Below are 18,882 nucleotides of genomic sequence, written 5' to 3'. Positions count from 1 at the left end.
ACGAATCATAAGAGGAGCGAACCATATGAAAACAATGAGTCGGTTTATGAAATTTATTGGCGGTCGTGATCTAATTTACGGGTTAATCCTGTTAATATTAATTGGCATTACGATTGGCATCTATTATAAAATACAATTTATTTTCCACCCGGTAGCTGTCATTCTTTCTACCGTCGTGCCTCCAATTATCCTGGCCTTTATTGCCTACTATTTGCTAAATCCGATCGTTAACTTGTTGGAACGGATTCACATCAGGCGAATTTGGGGCATTATCATTATTATTTTAGCATTAATTGGCGTTGTAACCGGGGTTGTCCTGCTTTCCGCCCCAGCAGTAAGTATACAGGTAAAAGATATGGCAAAGAGCCTGCCGGAATATCTAAAACAAATGGGAACGGGAATCGAATCGTGGGTTCGCCACTCGTTTTTGGCACCGTACTATGATGAGGCCCACCAGTGGGTAACCCAGAATTTAAACGATATTCCGAATAAGATAAGCAGCTATTTGGGTGGTGCGGTAGAAGGTTTACGAAATGTTGCCAGTACAGTAACGAACATCGTAGTTGCCATTTTTACATTTCCGTTTGTCTTATTCTTTTTACTTAAGGATGGAAAAAAGTTTCGAACCTATTGTTTGAAATTATTGCCACCTTCATTCAGACGTGATGCAAATGAGATTATCAAAAATATGGATGTGCAGGTTGGATCATATATCCAGGGTCAGATCATTGTTGCAACCTGTATTGGCATCCTGTTGTACACCGGTTATTTAATTATCGGATTGGAATACGCGATTACCCTTGCGATTCTTGCGGCAGTACTTAGTGTTGTACCGTATCTTGGCCCAATCATTGCTATCTCACCGGCGATTATTATTGCTATTGTGGATTCACCATTTATGTTATTAAAGCTTGCAGCTGTCTGGGCAGTTGTGCAATTTTTGGAAGGTCATTTTATTTCGCCAAATATTATGGGACGGACAATGAAGATCCATCCATTAACGATTATCTTTGTATTGCTTTGCGCGGGGAATTTGTTCGGAATCGTTGGCGTTATCCTTGGTATTCCTGGTTACGCTATTTTAAAAGTTATCGTTAGTTATCTATTCCATAAGTTCAAACACCGTTATGACCGCTATTATGGTGAAGATCACGGTTTTTACGAAGCAAATCCACCCCGAGATTAAAAAAACCGCGGCTGCCCCAATTACAGGGAGCAGGCGTGGTTTTTTATGTTGCTGTAATACTGGTGTAGCTTTGAAAACGAAATAATGTGGATATTTATAAAAATCAACTTGCAAACCCGTATTTTATGTTAAATTAAAAGAACCCGTTTTGAAAAAAGATTGATCAAAACGGGTTAATTCTTTTTGAAACACTATGCAATTTTTATAATAAAGTTTGATCATTTTCTAATTTCTAATGTTGATCTCACAATAGTGCCCGTTAATTGAACGGTGGATTATTTAAATTCCTTCTTTTAATCCGGAAACTGGCCCGATTCCTAAACACCGCTATGCCGTAAACGCGCCTTTAATGGAACATCTTTATTGTCTCTCACAGTAAGTTCGATTAATTTTTAACTTCTTTAAAAGTTCTTCTAGATAACTCGATAAAGGCTTCTAACGGCGGTGTCATCCATTTATCCTTATGCCAGGCAATTTTGGTAAAAATAGGAGTTTTGAAATGATTCCATTCCAGTTCCTTCATTTCTCCTTTAATAACATCAGCTTCTACCACCATCGCTGGTAATACAGCGATACCAAGCCCTGCAATCACACATTGTTTGATCGCTTCTATACTGACGAATTCCAATTTGTTTTTCGGGTAAATTCCAGCCATACGAAAGCTTTCTTCCAAAATATTGCGGTAAGAACATCCGGTTTCGGTAAGCAATAGCGTTTCATGTTCGAGGTCTTCTGGATAAACTTCTGATTTTGTAAGTAATGGATGGTCTGGAGAAACAACCATTTTTATATTTTCTTGGGTAAGGGACTCCATTTTGAAAGCATCTACTGGCCTGGATACATCCGTAATGAAAGCAATATCGAGCAAACCATCCATCAGCTGTTCTCTAGCTTTTTCGTCGGAATGCGCTGGTTTAAATATGAGTTTAACTCGAGGGAACTGAGCTTTAAACTCTTTTAGGATTGGTGGAAGACGATACGTACATTGACTTTCCTGTGCTCCAATAGTAAGGGTTCCCACAGGGTCCTCAACTCCATCAATAGTCTCCTTTGCCTCCTCAGAGAGCTGTATCATTTTATCAGCGTATTTTTTAAATTGACGCCCAGCTTCTGTCAGAATCAAACGTTTTCCCAAACGTTCAAACAACGGTTTTCCAAGTTCTGTTTCAAGAGTCTTTATTTGGGAAGTTATACTTGATTGAGCGAAATTCAACATCTTAGCTGTTCGGGTAAAGTTTAGGTTTTCACTAGCCACTTTAAAGGTAATCAGTTGTTTTAACTCCAAATTCATTCACCTCCTCTTTTAAATCGTTTTTATCGATTGATTCAAACGAAATAATCATCTTTATTGATTTGTGATTCTATCATAGGATAGATGTAAGCAAATAGCAAGAAAAAATCTTATGTGAAGGAGCGCATACGTATGACTATTGCAGTAATTTATGGAGGGACTCGCCAAGACGGCAATACAGAAATTCTAACTGAACAGGCAATACGCGGGTTATCTGTAGAAAGAATACATTTAAAAGACTACGAAATAAAACCTATTGAAGATTTGCGTCATTCCAAAGGTGGGTTTCAGGAAGTAAATGATGATTATAACGCAATTATTGACCGCATTCTGCCCCATGATATTCTAATATTTGCTACACCGATTTATTGGTTTAGCATGTCGGGAATGATGAAAAATTTTATTGATCGCTGGTCACAAACACTAAAGGACTTAAATTATCCTGATTTTAAAATTATCATGTCTTCTAAGAAAGCATATGTAATTGCGGTTGGTGGGGATAAGCCATCTTTGAAAGGTCTTCCATTGATCCAGCAATTTCAATATATCTTTAATTTTATTGGAATTACATTTGATGGATATATCCTTGCTAAAGGAAACAGACCTGGAGAAATACACCGTGATGAAGAAGCTTTTGAGTCAGCTGAATTAATGAACAAAAAATTTATATCTAAAATGGCATCTTTTTAACTATACAGATGTTGGAAAGCAATTTACAGGAGGTTTTCGCATGTTTCTCAGGCTACTAAAACGAGTGGATTTTCGTAACTTTTTCTTTTCTGAAATCATTTATGCGTTCGGAATTGGTATGGGCACAGTAGGAGCTAACTGGTATCTAATGGAACAGACCAGCTCTATTATAGCAGTAGGGATTATGCTTTCGTTAAATGTAATAGCAGGGTTCCTTATATCACCACTTACTGGAATATTAACGGACAAATTTAAAAGGAAACAAATTATTTTATTTACGTATTTAATTCAATCCATAGCTATAACAGTTATCGCTATGATGCTATTAACAAATGGATTTCATATAGGATATATGTATCTTTTCTCTATCGTAAATGGTATGGGCTGGACAACATATATGTCTACATCTAGAAGTTTGTTACAGGAACTTCTTTCGGGCGATGAAATAGTTCATGGAAATTCTTTAGTCGAAATTTGTTTACAAGTAGGTATGTTTACAGCAGGTGGAGTTTCCGGTGTATTTTATGAATACTTAGGTTTTGGAAACATGCTGATTTTTAATGCGATTATGTTCTTACTTAGTAGCATTTTCATCTTTCAAGTTAAATACAACTCTATTATTGAAAACACTGAGGAATCCTTTTATTCAAATTTTAAAAGTGGGATAAAGTTCCTTAAAGGCAGACCGAAAATTTTCTTTTTTGGTTTCGCCTCAATTATCCCATTGGTAGCGACCATGATGTATAACGTTGTACTTCCAGGTTATGTTAGCGATACGTTACAAAGTAGTTCAATTGCATTTAGTTTTTCGGATATGTTTTATGGAATTGGAGGATTTTTATCTGGTTTTGTTGCAGCTCCAATCGCTAAAAAAGTATCAAAGAATGGAGCAGTAACTCTTTTTTTCTTGGTATCTATTACAACGTTGATAGCATTTGCATTTAATAACTATGTAATTATTTTGTTTTTAGGCAGTCTATTATTCGGTTTATGTAACTCATCACTAAGAATTGTAATGAATACAATCCTTATGGAAACTGTACCTAAAGCTTTTATGGGTAGAGCTATGTCAATCTGGATGTCTATATCACTACTATTACAGGCGATTGCTTCTCCATCACTAGGCATGATTATTGACAATTATTCCGCCAGAATGGGATTAATATCTTTAGGATTATTCATGATTTCTGGAATTGTAATACATCGGCTTATAATTATTTTTAGCACCAACGCTAAGTCAATTGAGAGCAAAGACATGGGAGCGTAATATAGTCGGATTTTGCAGCTTTAAAACAAAGTTTGATAAAAATATCCTACAAACCCGTATTTTTAAGTTATACGATAAGAACCCGTTTTGAAAAAAGATTGATCAAAACGGGGTCATTCTTTGTGAAATAATGTGCAATTTTTATAATTTGGGAAAGAACCTGTTTAATATTAGACGCTAAGAATCGTGAAAATAACCCTCACTTTATATCTATAGCGATTTTGCTTCGATCTACAGCGCATCCCGGGCAATCTACAACGGTTCCAGCTAAATCTATAGCGCATAACAGCCTTTATTTGCACGCCACACTCCCATTTTCATTTTATACCCCAAGCAAAATCGGTATGCTAATTGCTAATCCAATAATTATAAGCAAGATAATCCACGATAACGGATGGGCCCAATTATTTGTCCAGCCAACACCAAATCGCTTTTCCAAAAATAACGACGGATCTTTCCTATTAAAATAGAGTATCCCCAATTTCCAGTAGCGGTCATCATCACGATCAATCACCTCGCCCTTGTCTCCCATATGCACGTTTACTCTGCTACCACCTTGCCCGGTCGTAATTGATAACACAATGGATCCAACGATAATTACTGATATAATCACAAGTGAAATAACCATTAGAATCTGTTGATCGATATTATAAATGAAGGGCATTTGGATGAATGACAACATGAGTATCAGGGCAATTCCGGTTAATATCGTGAAGGCAGACCATCTTCGCCTGAATTGTAAATTTTGCTGCTTCGATTTTTCCGGATTTCCTGCGCTAATTTGCTGTTTTGCTTTTGCAATAATGGTATTGATGAAAAGAAAAAGCAAGATTAAATACATCTGCATGACAGGCATTAATAACACTGAACGATACGTTTTCTCGGCATAATTGGTGACTTCACCGGAAAAATTATATTGCATTGGAATTTGCTGCGGAATTTGCTGATACGATGTTAAACTGACGATCATCGTCAAAATTGTAATCGCAAACGGAATGACAAACCAAATATTGGAATACGTTAGCTTTTGGTTTCGAAATCCAGTATCTACCACCACAAGTTGTGACTGTTCCTCGGACCACTTTGCCGCTTGTTTATAACTTTTCATCTTCCTGTGAAAATATAGATAAATAATAAAACTGATCACAAGATATGCTATTATAATGATGCTGAAGGAAATACTAATGGTGCTTTCTTTATTTGCCACTGTTTCTGAAAGCAGCCAAAAAACCCCCACTGTAATTACACCGACTATTCCCATCCACCATACATATTGTTTACGCATCGAATGGATTTCAGGATGAAAGTATACCTCCTCGGGAATCGAAACACCAAAGCTTTCTGTTTTTCTGGTCCAGTATGGAATGAACATCAATGAAAGAAAAACAGGAACCATCATAACGATGAGTAAAAATACTTCCACGTTCATCACCTTTCCTTTTTCGCAAATTCTGTAAATAATTGATCACAAAACTTAATAAATTCCTGTTTGGTTATTCCGCGACAAATGGATTCAGCAATCAAAGGGTGCAACGTGTCTTTTACCCCGTTGCGATAATCTTCATCTGCCGGTGGAACGCCATCAGGATTGATCACCACACCTTTCTGCCGGTGGATCAAAATAAACCCTTCCTGCTTCAATTGCTGATATGCTTTATTTACCGTATGCAAGTTTATTCCAATATCTGCCGCCATCGCTCGAACAGAAGGCAAATCCTCACCTGGAAGTAATTCCTTTTTAGCAATACCAGCTATTATTTGATGCTTTAACTGCGTGTAGATTGGTTCATTTGATTCAAAATCTAATTTAATATACACATCAAATCACATCTTTCTTTTTTGTAATAATTGTTATATATATTGTATAACAGTTATTACACTCCGTCAACTGCTTTAATAAATACAGGCTACTTCATGGCAATTTCGCCCTTGTATTTTAATCACTTAGTCATTATGATTGTTATTGGTACATTTTAGAGAGGAAGCTTGCATATGGATAAGCGAGTTTATTTATTGATGGTCGTCTCATTTGTCGTAGGGATGGTTGAATTAATTATCGGAGGAATTTTGGATTTAATTGCGGCGGATTTAAACGTCAGCCTCGGACAAGCGGGGTATTTGATCACTATTTTCTCATTGATTTTTGCCATAGCTTCCCCTACCTTACTCATCCTCACCGCCGGGGTAGAACGAAAGCGGCTGACCATCATATCGTTGTTTGTATTTTTAATCGGAAATATCATTACAGTATTTAGCCCTTCATATACAGTACTTTTTATTGGACGTGTCGTGTCAGCAACAAGTGGTGCACTATTAATCATCTTATGTTTGACAATGGCTCCGAGCATTGTCGATCCGAAATACCGCGGACGAGCAATTGGCATTGTTTCCATGGGGGTTAGTGCATCCATTGTTTTAGGGCTTCCCATTGGTTTGATATTGGGAAATCTGTTTGGCTGGCGGGCACCATTTGTGCTTATCACAGTTTTAACGGTGCTTTCCATTGTCTTTCTCCATTTTTTCATGGATCGTGTGGCACCAAAACCATCTGTACCACTTGGAAAACAGCTGGCAACACTTAAAAACCGAAAAATACTTTTTGGCCAATCAACCACGTTCCTGTTTTTAGCGGGACACACCGTCTTGTATGCTTATCTAACACCATTTGTCAAGACGACACTCGGACTGGAAGGATCCTGGATCAGTATCATTTATCTCTTATTTGGAATTGCAGCAGTCAGTGGTGGCGGAATTGGCGGAACATTGGCTGACACGATTGGGGCCAAACAAACGATACTCATATCGGTTACTGTGTTCGGTATCGCGATTATAGCCATCCCTTTTACAACGTTTTATTTGCCGCTATTTTTGATTGTTATGATCGTATGGGGCGCGATGAATTGGGCAATCTCACCAGCCATGCAGAGCTATCTAATGAACACTTCCCCGGAAACATCTGATGTTCAACAAGGTTTAAACAATTCTGCCTTACATCTTGGCATTGCGGTTGGATCCTTCATTGGTGGATTGGTTATTGAACAGGCATCCATTGAATATAATCCGTTTGTTGGTGCCCTGCTGGTTCTTTTTGCCTTGGCAACCGCGCTTATTTCGATGTATGATGAGTTTCACTTTTTCAGTAAAAGCAAGTATAAAAGGAGACGGGCTTGATCCGTCTCCTTTACTAATACCAGCATCTTTCGTTGACTTTGCTGTTCCCGGGTCGATGTTTCACCGATTTCAGTCGATATACAACTAATTGTTTTTGATAAATTTTATACCCTGAATCTGGGAGGAAATAGAAGATATGAACAAAAAAGATATTATTAAACAAATGCATCAATCAATAGTAAAGGGTAATTTAGATACTTATCGTGAATTATTTATGAATACAAATATTAATGAAGCAGCAGATCCGTATTGGAAGAAATCATTAAGATTTTACACGGAACTCTCCAATGAAACCAAAGAGATATTATTTAAAATAATTGAGCAAATAGAAGTGGACACTTTATCTACAATTTTAGGTGTAATAGACGAAGGAATGATAGTGGGAGAAAAAGTTGAGGTTGAGTTTAAATTGACTGTTAATAATACCACTGAGCCCATTAATGGCGATTTACAAGATTTATTTTTGGAATACGATGAAGCAACAAGATAAAAATGGCGATGTTTGAAAAGTTGTTCAAAGATACTTGGCAGGGAATGAGACCGGACCTTCACGGTGAAATTAAAACAGCATATCCATCTACTAAGGAAGTGAAACCATGAAATATGAAGTTTTTATTAGAGAGCGACAAAGGTTTAGAAATAGATATGCCAGATATCATTTCCCCTGTTGCAATTCTACTAATGGGTGATATTCAGAGTAATAGACAACCTTGGTTGAAATTAATACAAAAAGTCCTAAATGGTGACTCGTCGAATTTTGAAGAATGTACAGGTAATAATATTGTACATTAGAAATACAACGACACATTACGAAAATAATTGATAATTATAGCGATGAAGAATGCACCATTGAAACAAATGAACTTGAAACGATTATAGAATTATAGTCAACAAAATTAAACAGGACGGAGTAAACAATCATAATTAATAAGACCCCTGTTTGGTCTAATTGGAAAACTAATTATTTAGGGAGAAGGTTTTAATGAATAAGCAAGATATTAATCTACTTGAACAGCTGCTTTATAATACAGATGAGAATGATGTAATTATCCAGTTAGGTAATATAGATAACCCTTTAATACTTCATTTTTTTGCAGCAAACTATAATTGGAACAATGGATTTAATGTACCAATGGCAATTCTTGAAAATGAAAATTGTGATTTGGGAACTGGGTTATTAATGTTCCATTATGCAGATGGATATCGTTTGCTGGAAAACCCGGATGAAGTTTTAAATTCTTCGTCAAAGGAATGGAAGAATTTCTTATCCAAAGTCTATAACAAACTTAAAGATCTTGAATTCAAATCGCGGAATATTTCTTTTGATCCAGGGCTAACAAGGGTCCAAAAATTTAAGTTGAAAAAGAATAAACCTGATATCCCTAATATTTTTATTAATAGCTCACCAGGAAATTTGGTTCATATTCCTCAAATATGAATTAACGTTTTAAACCTTGATTAGCTAAAAGCTTCTCAAGTTTTTTTAAAATATTAGAACAAAAAATGAAACAAATTAGTCAAAGAAGAATTTATCACGCATTAACGGGCTGTAATATCCCCACCTCTATGTTGTGAGAAAGCCAATTATTTGGAAAGTAGGGATAAGCACCCCGTAAATTCCCGATGCGTTCAACTTAATGATGGAAGATGATAATTATTATCTCGATTTTGAGTAAGCAAAGCAACTTCGGGTGTTACTGAAAGAGGGATAAGGTAATACGAACATTTTTGGAAATTGCCTTAAAAATAATGTAGTATAGATAGAAGATAATAATCAGGATAACCTTGATGGGATACACGCCCATTCAAGGTTTTTAAATTTTAAACCAGATAAGTAGACAGTGCCTATGAACAATGATGTTCTAAATAATGCTGCAAGGAAACAATTCAACAAAATGGATGTTAATCAATATATTGAAGCATTAAAATTTTAGCGGATCACCTTCCATAAATTGTTACTCAACCACTTTTCCAATTAATTAAACAAAAACCCTTGCCATATACGTTGCAGATGTTTACAATGCTATTAATATATTATTTAATTGTCGTATTATTATGGATAATGGAGTGGGAAAATGAAAAATACTGTATCGATTGGCTTACTAGGTTTAGGTGTCGTTGGATCAGGAGTTATCAAGCTTATTGAGGAGCACCAGGAAAAGCTCGTCCACCAGTTAGGCTGTGGTGTAGAAGTTAAAAAGGTGCTCGTTCGAGATTTGGAGAAGGCACGGGATGTTCAAGTAGATCCATCCTATTTGACAACCGATCCTGATGAGGTGGTACATAACCCCGAAATCGATGTGGTTGTTGAAGTAATGGGTGGGATTGATGAAGCACGAAATCATATATTGGAGGCATTTGCAGCGAAAAAACATGTTGTAACAGCCAACAAGGATTTAATCGCCTTGCATGGTCCGGAACTGCAGAACATGGCAAGCAGGAATCAATGTGATTTATTTTACGAGGCAAGTGTAGCAGGTGGCATTCCCATTCTGAGGGGACTTGCTGACGGACTCGTTTCAGATCGGATCCAACAAGTAATTGGCATCGTTAATGGAACTACAAATTACATATTAACAAAAATGGATGAAGAAGGCGTTACGTACGAGGATGCATTAAAAGAGGCACAAGAACTTGGATTTGCTGAATCCGACCCAACCGCTGATGTAGAAGGGCTGGATGCCGCCCGCAAAATGGCGATTTTATCACGTCTTGCCTTCTCAACCAATGTCGAACTTTCCGATGTAGAAGTATGTGGTATTTCTGATATTGCCCTGACTGATTTACAATACGGGAAACAATTGGGTTACAAAATGAAGTTGATCGGTTATGCAAATTGTCGTGATCGGCAGGTGGAAGTGAATGTACAGCCAACATTCCTGTTTGATAAACATCCACTTGCTGCCGTTAAGAATGAATACAATGCCGTATATGTAAGTGGTGAGGCTGTTGGGGAAACTATGTTTTACGGAGCAGGGGCGGGAAGTTTACCAACTGCCACTGCTATCATGGCTGATGTCGTTACCGTTATTACCAATATGCGGTTGGGTGTAAACGGCAAGAACTTTCAATCGCCATTGTTTAAAAAAGAGCCGACTCCACCTGAAAGACAATTTGGCCAATTTTATATTCGCATGCATGTCAAAGATGAAGTTGGAGCATTCGCTTCCATTTCACACTTGTTTAATCAAATGGACATCAGTTTTGAACGGATCTTGCAAATACCACGCAGTAAAACAGAACTTGCGGAAGTTGTTCTGGTTACCCACCAGACTGACCTGGCAAACTTTAAGAAATCAATGGAACAACTAAACAGCCTGGATGTAGTAGAAAGTGTTGAAAGCTCATTTAGGGTTGAAGGAGATGGTGATAAATGAACAATTGGCCAGGACTACTAAAACATTACGCAGAATATTTGCCTATAACAGAACAAACTCCTTCACTAACATTAAAGGAAGGAAATACCCCACTTGTCCACTTCTCGCACCTTTCTGAACAATTAGGTGTGGAGCTTTATGGGAAAGTAGAGGGGGCCAATCCAACTGGTTCATTTAAAGATCGAGGCATGGTCATGGCCGTTGCAAAAGCAAAAGAAGAAGGTAGTACATCAGTTATTTGTGCGTCTACTGGTAACACGTCCGCCTCAGCTGCTGCATATGCGGCTCAGGCAGGCATGCGGGCGATTATTGTGATCCCCAAAGGTAAGGTGGCTCTCGGTAAACTTGCTCAAGCAATGATGTACGGAGCAGAAATCGTGGAAATCGAGGGTAACTTTGATGATGCCCTAAAAATGGTTAAACGGGTGAGCGAACATTCACCTGTCACACTTGTTAATTCAGTCAATCCGTATCGTTTGGAAGGACAAAAAACAGCTGCCTTTGAGGTATATGAACAGCTTGGTACTATACCGGATATTTTAGCGATCCCAGTTGGCAATGCCGGTAATATTAGTGCTTATTGGAAAGGGTTTAAAGAACTTAACGAACATAAACAAACCAGTCTTCCAAAAATGGCTGGATTTGAGGCAGTGGGCGCCTCAGCCATTGTACAGAAAAAAGTAATTGAACAGCCGGAAACCGTTGCAACCGCAATTCGAATCGGAAACCCAGCCAGCTGGCACTTAGCCACTGAAGCCCGGGATGAATCAAATGGTAAGATTGGTTCAGTTTCAGATGAAGAAATACTACATGCATTTCAATTGTTAGCTAAAAAAGAGGGAATTTTTGCTGAGCCAGGTTCATGTGCTTCGATTGCCGGTGTGATCCAACAATGTGAAAGCGGCTGGATTGAACCAGGAAGCAAGGTTGTCGCTGTGTTAACTGGAAACGGCTTAAAAGACCCGCAAACAGCCATTGACCAACTGCATGTTAACCCGGTATCCTTACCTAATGATGAGGAGACGGTCACAGCCTATATTGAAGACGTGGTGAAACAGTGAACATGTTTACGATCACCGTTCCAGCCAGTTCAGCCAATATCGGCCCCTGCTTTGATTCAGCTGGACTGGCATTGAATCGTTATTTAACATTGGAGGTAGTAAGGCAAGACAAATGGGAGTTTGTACACCATTCCCATTTGCTCCCTTCTTTCACTAATCATGAGGATCACTTTATCTATCAAATTGCTAAACAAACAGCAGATATATATCAGCGGGAATTACCGGCATGCAAGGTGGAAGTAAGTAGTGAAATCCCGCTCGCTCGTGGTCTTGGTAGCAGTGCTTCAGCTATCATGGCCGGAATTGAACTGGCGAATCAACTGTGTGAGCTTCGTATGACGGAACAGGAGAAATTGGATACTGGCACGATCATTGAAGGCCATCCCGATAATATTGCTGCTGCATTATTCGGCGGTGTTGTTCTCTCACTTAAAAATACCGGCGAAGAAACGGACTATTTTCAGTTACCGGAACTAAATCTTGATCTTGTTGTCCACATACCTCATGTCGAATTGAAAACGGAAGCGGCTAGAAACGCACTTCCGGAAATGTATACACGATCGGAAGCTACTGATGCAAGCGGGGTCGGTCATTTGATGATTGCCGCACTTATATCTGGTGATTATGTATTAGCAGGAAAAATGATGGAACGGGATCTATTCCATGAGCCATACAGGAAAGCACTTATTCCTGGCTATCACGATATAAGAGAGCATGCAAAGAACAACGGAGCATATGGAACGGTAATCAGCGGCGCCGGACCAACATTAATCTCCTTTGTTCCAAAAGATAAAGGTAAGGCTATCGCTGAACAGATCCAACCGATGTTTCCGAACAATCAAGTATTATCATTAACATTGGATTTGAACGGTCTCCAGGTGAAGTGAACAAAAACCGCTTCTGGTTGCGGCTGCAGTATACGCCGCAGCCTTTTTAGTGTGCTTATTTTTCCGAGGTCTCGATCGGTTTTTTGATGCGTTGATTTTATTGGCACTTGATCAACTTTGTCTTGTTTCCGATCAACTTTGCGGACTGATCGATCGACTTTTCTAAGCTTCCGATCAACTTTGTAGCCAGTTCTTGCAATTCCGGTCGTCCAATTGTTTTTTCATCTACCCGATCGATGATTACCCCCAATGATCAATGTTCAGCAATCACTAATCCATTATTTTTATGAAACACACTTTCAAATAATCACCTTCTGGATAGGCGTCACTTGTCGCGAAATCAACAGGCAGCGAATGGGTCTCCAGGATTCGGTATTTGCGATTCATTTCTTTAAATGCCTTATCAATGAATCCCTTAAACTTTTTCATGCTGACAGTCGCATTGTTAATCGAAGCAACAATCACACCGTTTTTTGCGGTGATCGGAATCGTGTCTTTAAGCAAGGCCGGATAATCTTTTGCCGCTGAAAATGTACGTTTTTTGGAGCGGGCAAAACTTGGCGGATCTAAAATCACTAAGTCAAATGTGAGATTTTTCCGTTTGGCATATTTAAAGTAATCAAAGACATCCATCACGATAATATCCTGCTGTTCGAAATCAATTCCATTTACACTGAATTGTTCAATCGTTTTCGCTTTACTCCGTTTGGCCAGATCGACACTGGTCGTTTTCAAAGCACCGCCAACAGCTGCAGCAACTGAAAATGCACCTGTATATGAGAACGTATTTAGTACTGTCTTCTGCTTTGCATACTGGTCACGTATTGCCTTTCTAACATCACGCTGATCAAGAAAAATACCGACCATTGCCCCATCATTTAGATAAACAGCATAATTCATGCCGTTTTCTTTGACGATAATTGGAAATTCCCCACGATCTCCGGTTACAAAATCATCGTCATCGATATATTGCCCTTTGGTATCATAGCGCCGTTTTTGATAGATGGCCTTATAATTATCAAGTAAACCTAATGCTCCAATAACCGCTGATTGGAACGAATAGATCCCTTCACTATACCAATTAATCAAATAATAGCCGTTAAAATAATCAATAGTTAATCCGCCAATGCCATCTCCTTCACCATTGAAAACACGGAAAGCATTTGTGTTCGGGTCAGCGTAAAAATGCCGCCGCTTTCTCATTGCTTGTTTCAATTTAGCTTTAAAAAACTGGTCATTAATATTTTCCTGCTGGTTATGAGAAAGCACCCAGCCAATTCCTTTATTCTGTTTTCCATAGTAACCTTTGGCAAGAAATTGGTGATTTTGATCCTTCAGCAAAATGATACTTCCCTCGTTCTTGAGTACCTCGGCATTTGTGATGTCATCTTTATGAATTGGCAAACAGCCTTGTTTATACCTTGCTATTCGTTTTGGTTTTACATATACATCGATTGTTTTTACCATATTCTCATCCTATCATTTTCATTTCCATTCGTGTCTAATCAGTATAACATGTTTCCCATTATATCCCACTCTCCGGTTTTGTTTGAAGGAAAGAAAATAATAAGGCTCTTTTCCATATCGTAAACTGATTTGATTGCTATTCGTTATGAAAAATGCAAAAATTGGTTTAAAGAAGAAAGGATAGGTGTTAGATATGTCATTAAAAACAACTGATTTATGCGATGAATTTGCCAATGAATTATCTATATGCATGCAGGAGTTTCAATCATTTGGAAAAAGAACAGCATTTTCCGGACCAATTTCGACGGTAAAGGTGTTGGAAGATAATGTCCTGGTTAAAGCGGCGTTGGAAACAATTCCTAAAGGACATGTGCTTGTCGTTGATGGGGGCGGATCCAAAAATTGTGCGTTGATGGGCGATAATTTAGCAGCGATTGGCATGGAGCGGGGATTAGCCGGCATCATTATTTATGGATGCATTAGGGATACCGCCGACATTAACAACATGGATATCGGTGTCCGTGCCTTGGGGAAAAATCCGTTAAAAAGCCAGAAGAAAGGTGATGGAGAAACAGATATTCCAGTAACATTTGGTGGTGTAGATTGGACACCCGGCGATTATGTATATGTTGATGAAGATGGTGTGGTCGTGGCAAAAAGGAAATTGGCGTAAAAAGTCGTCACGTAACTGATTTATAAAGGCGAAATCAATGTTATATTTCGCCTTTTATCCCTTCATTTAGGTTACTGCATCACCAGCTGCAACACCGATAAATACAGCGACAATACCAAAAACATAGGAAGTCCCCAAATAACTAATTAAATGTAGATACTTTTTCTGCTGTAGTAGTTCGATATTCTCTACATTAAACGTAGAGAATGTGGTAAATGAACCCATAAAGCCTGTCCCAAGAACCAGTAATAATTGATTGTCAATCGTTAAACCGGTTAAGAACCCCAGCAATAAAGAACCGGCCATGTTAATGATAAAGGTCGCCAACGGAAAAGTAGAATTCCACTTCCTTTTTATCCAGTTTGTGGTTAATGCCCGAGCAAGCACACCAAACGCAGCACCAACCGCGACCATGATGAAGTTAATGGGCATGCTCAATTCCCCTTTCCCGTTGCCAATAATATCTCACTGCTCCGATAACCAAGTACACAAGCAAGCAAACCACCGATTAAGCTTGTCAAAATATAACTGGCTGCACCGATATAATCACTTAAATTCAATAACTCCGCAGACTCCAACGCAAATGTGGAAAAAGTCGTAAATGAGCCAACAAACCCCGTCCCGATCGCCGAAACCAGTTTTTTTGGGAAATTAGGGATTCCATTGAGAAACTGGGTTAAAAAGGCAAGTAAGAAACAGCCTGCAACATTAATGAGTAGTGTTGCCAGCGGAAAGTCCGTTTGGATCATTAATCCAATCGAATACCTTAATAGAGCTCCCAGCACTCCAAATATAACAAGAAAAACATAGTACACAGATCACTCCTCCTCAAACTGGTTTATTGCAGGGCAACGTTGATATGGTTGTTCCACATCCAGTTCATTATTTGTTCATTGATTCCTTTTATTTGTAGTTCCATAGTTTTTTCCATCGCTGCTCCTTTTAAAACACAAAAAGCGCCTACCTCAAAACGCCCTTCCGAAAAGGGCAATGAAGGTAGACGTCATCAGTTGTATAACACCTCGAACAACGCTTTATGGCGAACGTCATCACCTATTCATTTGATATGAAGATAACATATCAAAACAGCCAACACAAATCAAAAGGTCTCCCTCATCAATGATGGAAATTGCTTGTTCCTATGTTATGATTAATTATATCCAAATTTGCTTTCCAATGAAGGGAGTACATAAAATTGATCGCAAAATTAGACCGAGAAAAAGGTGTACTTACTGCAACTTATCAACGATTGTTACAACATGATCCGGAAGAAGTGTGGGCCTATTTAACAGAGAATAACAAATTACAACAATGGTTTCCCGAGCTGGAAATTCAGACGTTACAAAATGGCGGAGAGATACTGTTTAATCTCGGGGATGGCAGCTATGAGCACATGCAAATAACAGAAGCTGTCACCAATAGAATTTTTGCATTTGAATGGGATAAAAACGCCGTACGCTTTGAATTATTAGTTCAAGCAAGTGGCTCAACACTTGTATTCAAGGAATATTTACATGAAGTTACTACGCATACACCAAAGGATTTAGCTGGGTGGCATGTCTGTTTAGATGTGATTGAGGCATTGCTTGACGGACAATCTATAGAAGATCGTACTGCCGTTTGGCAAGCGTATTATCCGAAATATCAACAAGCTTTGCTGGATGCACAAGCTGATTTGTGATTTCACAAACCGGCTTGTGCATCCCAAACATTTTGGCAAATAATTTGTTGCCCATTACCGCATTAAACATATCTGACATGGCATTTTAAACAATGGATATACCGACGAAATTTTGCTACAATCGCATAATAATAAGGGTGATCGTTATGAAAATCGTTTCCATTGAGCCTACACCAAGCCCGCATTCTATGAAAATAAATGTGGATGAGCGACTTGCTAATGGTCAAACCGAAAATTATAAACGTGATGATGAACTCATTGATGCTCCTGATTATGTCAAATCTTTGTTTGAAATCAATGGGGTCAAAGGTTTGTATCGTGTTATTGATTTTATCGCACTGGAACGAAATCCAAGGGTTGCTTGGGAGGAAATTTTGCCAGCCGTACGTGATGTTTTAGGCTCAACCGAAGAAGACACAGACACGGATCAACTGTTTACCAGTCATATGCCAACCGATGACAATTACGGGGAAGTAAAGGTATTCATCCAAAAGTTTCGTCAGCTGCCTGTTCAGGTAAAACTGCAGGATGGTGAACGTGAGCAACGATTTGGACTTCCGGAACGGTTCATGAACGCAACCATGGAAGCCTCCGCTGCCTCTGATAATATGTTGATGGAGCGTAAATGGGTCGAACAGATGCCTCGTTATGGTGATATAGAAACCATCGGACAAGAAGTTGTTGAAGAAATAACCGCAAGTTACGATCAAGAACGACTGCAGCAATTACTTCAAGCGGCACTATCCGATAATTATGCTGAAGAAAATACTGGACCGGTAAGGAAGAAAGTTACACTCGACATGCTGGATAACCCAAACTGGAAAGATCGCTATGCAGCACTTGATCAAATGGCGGATCCAACCGTTGATGATTTAGCTGTTCTCGATAAAGCACTGGATGATCAAAAGGCATCGATTCGGCGACTCGCAACTGCGTATCTTGGCATGATTGAGGATCGCGAAGTTTTACCATACTTATATAAAGCATTAAATGACAAAGCAGTTAACGTAAGGCGTACTGCCGGAGATTGTTTATCCGATCTTGGCTTTACCGAGGCCATCCCGGAAATGATCAATAAACTTTCAGATCCAAACCGCCTCGTGCGTTGGCGTGCTGCAATGTATTTGTATGAAGTTGGTGATGAAACCGCCGTACCCGCTTTAAAAAAAGCATTAGATGACCCGGAATTCGAAGTACGGATGCAGGTAAAAATGGCCCTGGCAAGAATTGAGGGTGGTGAAAAAGCAGAAGGATCGATCTGGTATCAGATGTCACAAGTCACGAAAAAATAAGTGATACAATCATAACTACCATCCGGAATACTTTCCGATGGTAGTTTTCACTTGATTAAAGGCTTTTCGTTTCTCATTGCTTTTTCCCTGTTCCGTCTTAGTGGCCAATCATATTTTTCAAAAGATGGAATAGCAGGATTCGAGATTAGTATCCCTGATCTGCTCTCAATCAGTTACACGCCTATGATCGATTACAATTGTCTTTTACTAGTTTCAATCCAAAATCTGCGTGTCACGGTTCCATCTGTATCCTTAAAAGAATTTTCTTCTACTCCACCATTATTTAAAATTACTTTGGCTGATCCGATATTATCCTCATCACATGTCACCAAAACGCGATCTATATCCAATTCCCTGCATTTATTCAATGCTTCTTTTAATATTATGGTTGCATATCCCTTCTTTCGCTCGGATGGGCGCGTACTATACCCAATATGACCACCAACATGATAGAGAAATTCATTTAGTTCATGACGAATATCAACCATCGCGACGATTCGTTCATGATCATTTATCAAAAAATAATTGGTACTTGGCAACCATTTGTCCGTACCACCTTCCCTAATCGCCAAAGCTTCCAAATATGCCTCATACGTATCATATCCTGACAAATTGAAGCTACTCGGAATCATTCGGGCTGGTCCCCATTCCTTTACATAGTTTTCATGCTCCTCTTTCCATTTTAACGATGGCCGTTCTAATCGCATCACTTTCCCCCCTATCCAGATAACATATGATTGATTATATACATTCTAATCGAACTTATGTAAAATTTAGATGACGTAAAATAGTTTGTGTAAAATATTTGAGACGAAAAAAAGAGGTAGGGTATCCTCAAA

At 38.7% G+C, this 18,882-nt stretch carries 19 protein-coding genes and 1 riboswitch; of the genes, 12 read left to right on the top strand and 7 right to left on the bottom strand.

Going from position 1 to position 18,882, the window contains the following annotated elements; translation table 11 throughout:
- The first annotated feature begins 25 nt into the window (after window positions 1-25).
- Window positions 26-1,186 (top strand): AI-2E family transporter, encoded by a 1,161-nt coding sequence (locus ABRT01_RS14155; protein WP_367748040.1) that lies wholly within the window; start codon window positions 26-28, stop codon window positions 1,184-1,186.
- Window positions 1,187-1,571: 385 nt separating this feature from the next.
- On the opposite strand, the gene ABRT01_RS14150 is transcribed toward ABRT01_RS14155, so the two are convergent.
- Window positions 1,572-2,471, bottom strand: coding sequence for a LysR family transcriptional regulator (locus tag ABRT01_RS14150; RefSeq protein WP_269411070.1), 900 nt, complete (start codon window positions 2,469-2,471; stop codon window positions 1,572-1,574).
- A gap of 138 nt (window positions 2,472-2,609) precedes the next feature.
- Here ABRT01_RS14150 and ABRT01_RS14145 point away from each other — a divergent pair, with 138 nt between their 5' ends.
- Window positions 2,610-3,167 carry a flavodoxin family protein gene (locus tag ABRT01_RS14145; RefSeq protein ID WP_269411069.1) on the top strand — a complete coding sequence of 186 codons (558 nt, stop codon included), beginning with the start codon at window positions 2,610-2,612 and terminating at the stop codon, window positions 3,165-3,167.
- Between the two features lie 40 nt (window positions 3,168-3,207).
- A complete protein-coding gene (locus ABRT01_RS14140; protein ID WP_269411068.1) occupies window positions 3,208-4,434 on the top strand; it encodes an MFS transporter in 1,227 nt (408 codons plus the stop codon).
- A gap of 322 nt (window positions 4,435-4,756) precedes the next feature.
- On the opposite strand, the gene ABRT01_RS14135 is transcribed toward ABRT01_RS14140, so the two are convergent.
- Window positions 4,757-5,863 (bottom strand): DUF1648 domain-containing protein, encoded by a 1,107-nt coding sequence (locus tag ABRT01_RS14135; RefSeq protein WP_269411067.1) that lies wholly within the window; start codon window positions 5,861-5,863, stop codon window positions 4,757-4,759.
- Window positions 5,863-6,252 carry a GntR family transcriptional regulator gene (locus tag ABRT01_RS14130; protein WP_269411066.1) on the bottom strand — a complete coding sequence of 130 codons (390 nt, stop codon included), beginning with the start codon at window positions 6,250-6,252 and terminating at the stop codon, window positions 5,863-5,865. Before ABRT01_RS14130 ends, ABRT01_RS14135 begins: the two co-directional genes overlap by 1 nt.
- 174 nt (window positions 6,253-6,426) lie before the next feature.
- On the opposite strand from ABRT01_RS14130, the gene ABRT01_RS14125 reads away from it, so the two are divergent.
- The 6 genes from ABRT01_RS14125 to thrB all read left to right on the top strand — a co-directional run bounded on the left by ABRT01_RS14125 (window position 6,427) and on the right by thrB (window position 12,930).
- Window positions 6,427-7,605, top strand: a complete 1,179-nt coding sequence (locus tag ABRT01_RS14125) for an MFS transporter (RefSeq protein ID WP_367748034.1) — start codon at window positions 6,427-6,429, stop codon at window positions 7,603-7,605.
- A gap of 136 nt (window positions 7,606-7,741) precedes the next feature.
- Window positions 7,742-8,095 carry a transposase gene (locus ABRT01_RS14120; protein WP_367748031.1) on the top strand — a complete coding sequence of 118 codons (354 nt, stop codon included), beginning with the start codon at window positions 7,742-7,744 and terminating at the stop codon, window positions 8,093-8,095.
- Between the two features lie 492 nt (window positions 8,096-8,587).
- Window positions 8,588-9,043, top strand: a complete 456-nt coding sequence (locus tag ABRT01_RS14115) for a DUF4274 domain-containing protein (RefSeq protein WP_269411062.1) — start codon at window positions 8,588-8,590, stop codon at window positions 9,041-9,043.
- Between the two features lie 637 nt (window positions 9,044-9,680).
- Window positions 9,681-10,982 (top strand): homoserine dehydrogenase, encoded by a 1,302-nt coding sequence (locus ABRT01_RS14110; RefSeq protein WP_269411061.1) that lies wholly within the window; start codon window positions 9,681-9,683, stop codon window positions 10,980-10,982.
- Entirely contained in the window at window positions 10,979-12,043 is a 1,065-nt protein-coding gene (gene thrC, locus ABRT01_RS14105) for a threonine synthase (protein ID WP_269411060.1), read from the top strand. Before ABRT01_RS14110 ends, thrC begins: the two co-directional genes overlap by 4 nt.
- A 2-nt stretch (window positions 12,044-12,045) precedes the next feature.
- Window positions 12,046-12,930, top strand: a complete 885-nt coding sequence (gene thrB / locus ABRT01_RS14100) for a homoserine kinase (RefSeq protein ID WP_269411059.1) — start codon at window positions 12,046-12,048, stop codon at window positions 12,928-12,930.
- A 270-nt stretch (window positions 12,931-13,200) separates the two neighbouring features.
- On the opposite strand, the gene ABRT01_RS14095 is transcribed toward thrB, so the two are convergent.
- Window positions 13,201-14,397, bottom strand: a complete 1,197-nt coding sequence (locus ABRT01_RS14095) for a class I SAM-dependent rRNA methyltransferase (protein ID WP_269411057.1) — start codon at window positions 14,395-14,397, stop codon at window positions 13,201-13,203.
- Between the two features lie 193 nt (window positions 14,398-14,590).
- On the opposite strand from ABRT01_RS14095, the gene rraA reads away from it, so the two are divergent.
- Complete coding sequence (rraA, locus tag ABRT01_RS14090; protein ID WP_269411056.1) at window positions 14,591-15,070, top strand: ribonuclease E activity regulator RraA; 480 nt, start codon at window positions 14,591-14,593, stop codon at window positions 15,068-15,070.
- 66 nt (window positions 15,071-15,136) lie between these two features.
- Here the strand turns inward: rraA and ABRT01_RS14085 are convergent, their stop codons facing one another.
- Window positions 15,137-15,502 (bottom strand): fluoride efflux transporter FluC, encoded by a 366-nt coding sequence (locus tag ABRT01_RS14085; RefSeq protein WP_269411055.1) that lies wholly within the window; start codon window positions 15,500-15,502, stop codon window positions 15,137-15,139.
- 2 nt (window positions 15,503-15,504) lie between these two features.
- The gene (gene crcB, locus ABRT01_RS14080) at window positions 15,505-15,885 is read right to left on the bottom strand and encodes a fluoride efflux transporter CrcB (RefSeq protein ID WP_269411054.1); all 381 of its coding nucleotides are present in this window, start codon (window positions 15,883-15,885) and stop codon (window positions 15,505-15,507) included.
- A 175-nt stretch (window positions 15,886-16,060) separates the two neighbouring features.
- Window positions 16,061-16,133, bottom strand: a riboswitch (Fluoride riboswitch).
- A 132-nt stretch (window positions 16,134-16,265) separates the two neighbouring features.
- On the opposite strand from crcB, the gene ABRT01_RS14075 reads away from it, so the two are divergent.
- Both ABRT01_RS14075 and ABRT01_RS14070 read left to right on the top strand, forming a co-directional pair.
- On the top strand, window positions 16,266-16,751 hold the full coding sequence (locus ABRT01_RS14075) for an SRPBCC family protein (RefSeq protein ID WP_269411053.1): 486 nt from the start codon (window positions 16,266-16,268) through the stop codon (window positions 16,749-16,751).
- Window positions 16,752-16,897: 146 nt separating this feature from the next.
- A complete protein-coding gene (locus ABRT01_RS14070) occupies window positions 16,898-18,043 on the top strand; it encodes a conserved virulence factor C family protein (protein ID WP_269411052.1) in 1,146 nt (381 codons plus the stop codon).
- Between the two features lie 191 nt (window positions 18,044-18,234).
- Here ABRT01_RS14070 and ABRT01_RS14065 read toward each other — a convergent pair whose 3' ends face one another.
- The gene (locus tag ABRT01_RS14065) at window positions 18,235-18,750 is read right to left on the bottom strand and encodes a GNAT family N-acetyltransferase (RefSeq protein WP_269411051.1); all 516 of its coding nucleotides are present in this window, start codon (window positions 18,748-18,750) and stop codon (window positions 18,235-18,237) included.
- Window positions 18,751-18,882: the final 132 nt, after the last annotated feature.

The organism is Lentibacillus sp. L22, assembly GCF_040812445.1.
In the GTDB taxonomy this organism is placed as follows: Bacteria; Bacillota; Bacilli; order Bacillales; family Amphibacillaceae; genus Lentibacillus_C; species Lentibacillus_C daqui.
This window is presented reverse-complemented; position numbering and strand designations above follow the sequence as displayed.

Excerpts from the sequence above, each read along its gene's own strand:
- ABRT01_RS14155 (WP_367748040.1), top strand. The coding sequence starts at position 26 with ATGAAAACAATGAGTCGGTTTATGAAATTTATTGGCGGTCGTGATCTA.
- ABRT01_RS14145 (WP_269411069.1), top strand. The coding sequence starts at position 2,610 with ATGACTATTGCAGTAATTTATGGAGGGACTCGCCAAGACGGCAATACA.
- ABRT01_RS14140 (WP_269411068.1), top strand. The coding sequence starts at position 3,208 with ATGTTTCTCAGGCTACTAAAACGAGTGGATTTTCGTAACTTTTTCTTT.
- ABRT01_RS14135 (WP_269411067.1), bottom strand. The coding sequence starts at position 5,863 with ATGAACGTGGAAGTATTTTTACTCATCGTTATGATGGTTCCTGTTTTT.
- ABRT01_RS14125 (WP_367748034.1), top strand. The coding sequence starts at position 6,427 with ATGGATAAGCGAGTTTATTTATTGATGGTCGTCTCATTTGTCGTAGGG.
- ABRT01_RS14120 (WP_367748031.1), top strand. The coding sequence starts at position 7,742 with ATGAACAAAAAAGATATTATTAAACAAATGCATCAATCAATAGTAAAG.
- ABRT01_RS14115 (WP_269411062.1), top strand. The coding sequence starts at position 8,588 with ATGAATAAGCAAGATATTAATCTACTTGAACAGCTGCTTTATAATACA.
- ABRT01_RS14110 (WP_269411061.1), top strand. The coding sequence starts at position 9,681 with ATGAAAAATACTGTATCGATTGGCTTACTAGGTTTAGGTGTCGTTGGA.
- thrC (WP_269411060.1), top strand. The coding sequence starts at position 10,979 with ATGAACAATTGGCCAGGACTACTAAAACATTACGCAGAATATTTGCCT.
- thrB (WP_269411059.1), top strand. The coding sequence starts at position 12,046 with ATGTTTACGATCACCGTTCCAGCCAGTTCAGCCAATATCGGCCCCTGC.
- ABRT01_RS14095 (WP_269411057.1), bottom strand. The coding sequence starts at position 14,397 with ATGGTAAAAACAATCGATGTATATGTAAAACCAAAACGAATAGCAAGG.
- rraA (WP_269411056.1), top strand. The coding sequence starts at position 14,591 with ATGTCATTAAAAACAACTGATTTATGCGATGAATTTGCCAATGAATTA.
- ABRT01_RS14085 (WP_269411055.1), bottom strand. The coding sequence starts at position 15,502 with ATGCCCATTAACTTCATCATGGTCGCGGTTGGTGCTGCGTTTGGTGTG.
- ABRT01_RS14070 (WP_269411052.1), top strand. The coding sequence starts at position 16,898 with ATGAAAATCGTTTCCATTGAGCCTACACCAAGCCCGCATTCTATGAAA.
- ABRT01_RS14065 (WP_269411051.1), bottom strand. The coding sequence starts at position 18,750 with ATGCGATTAGAACGGCCATCGTTAAAATGGAAAGAGGAGCATGAAAAC.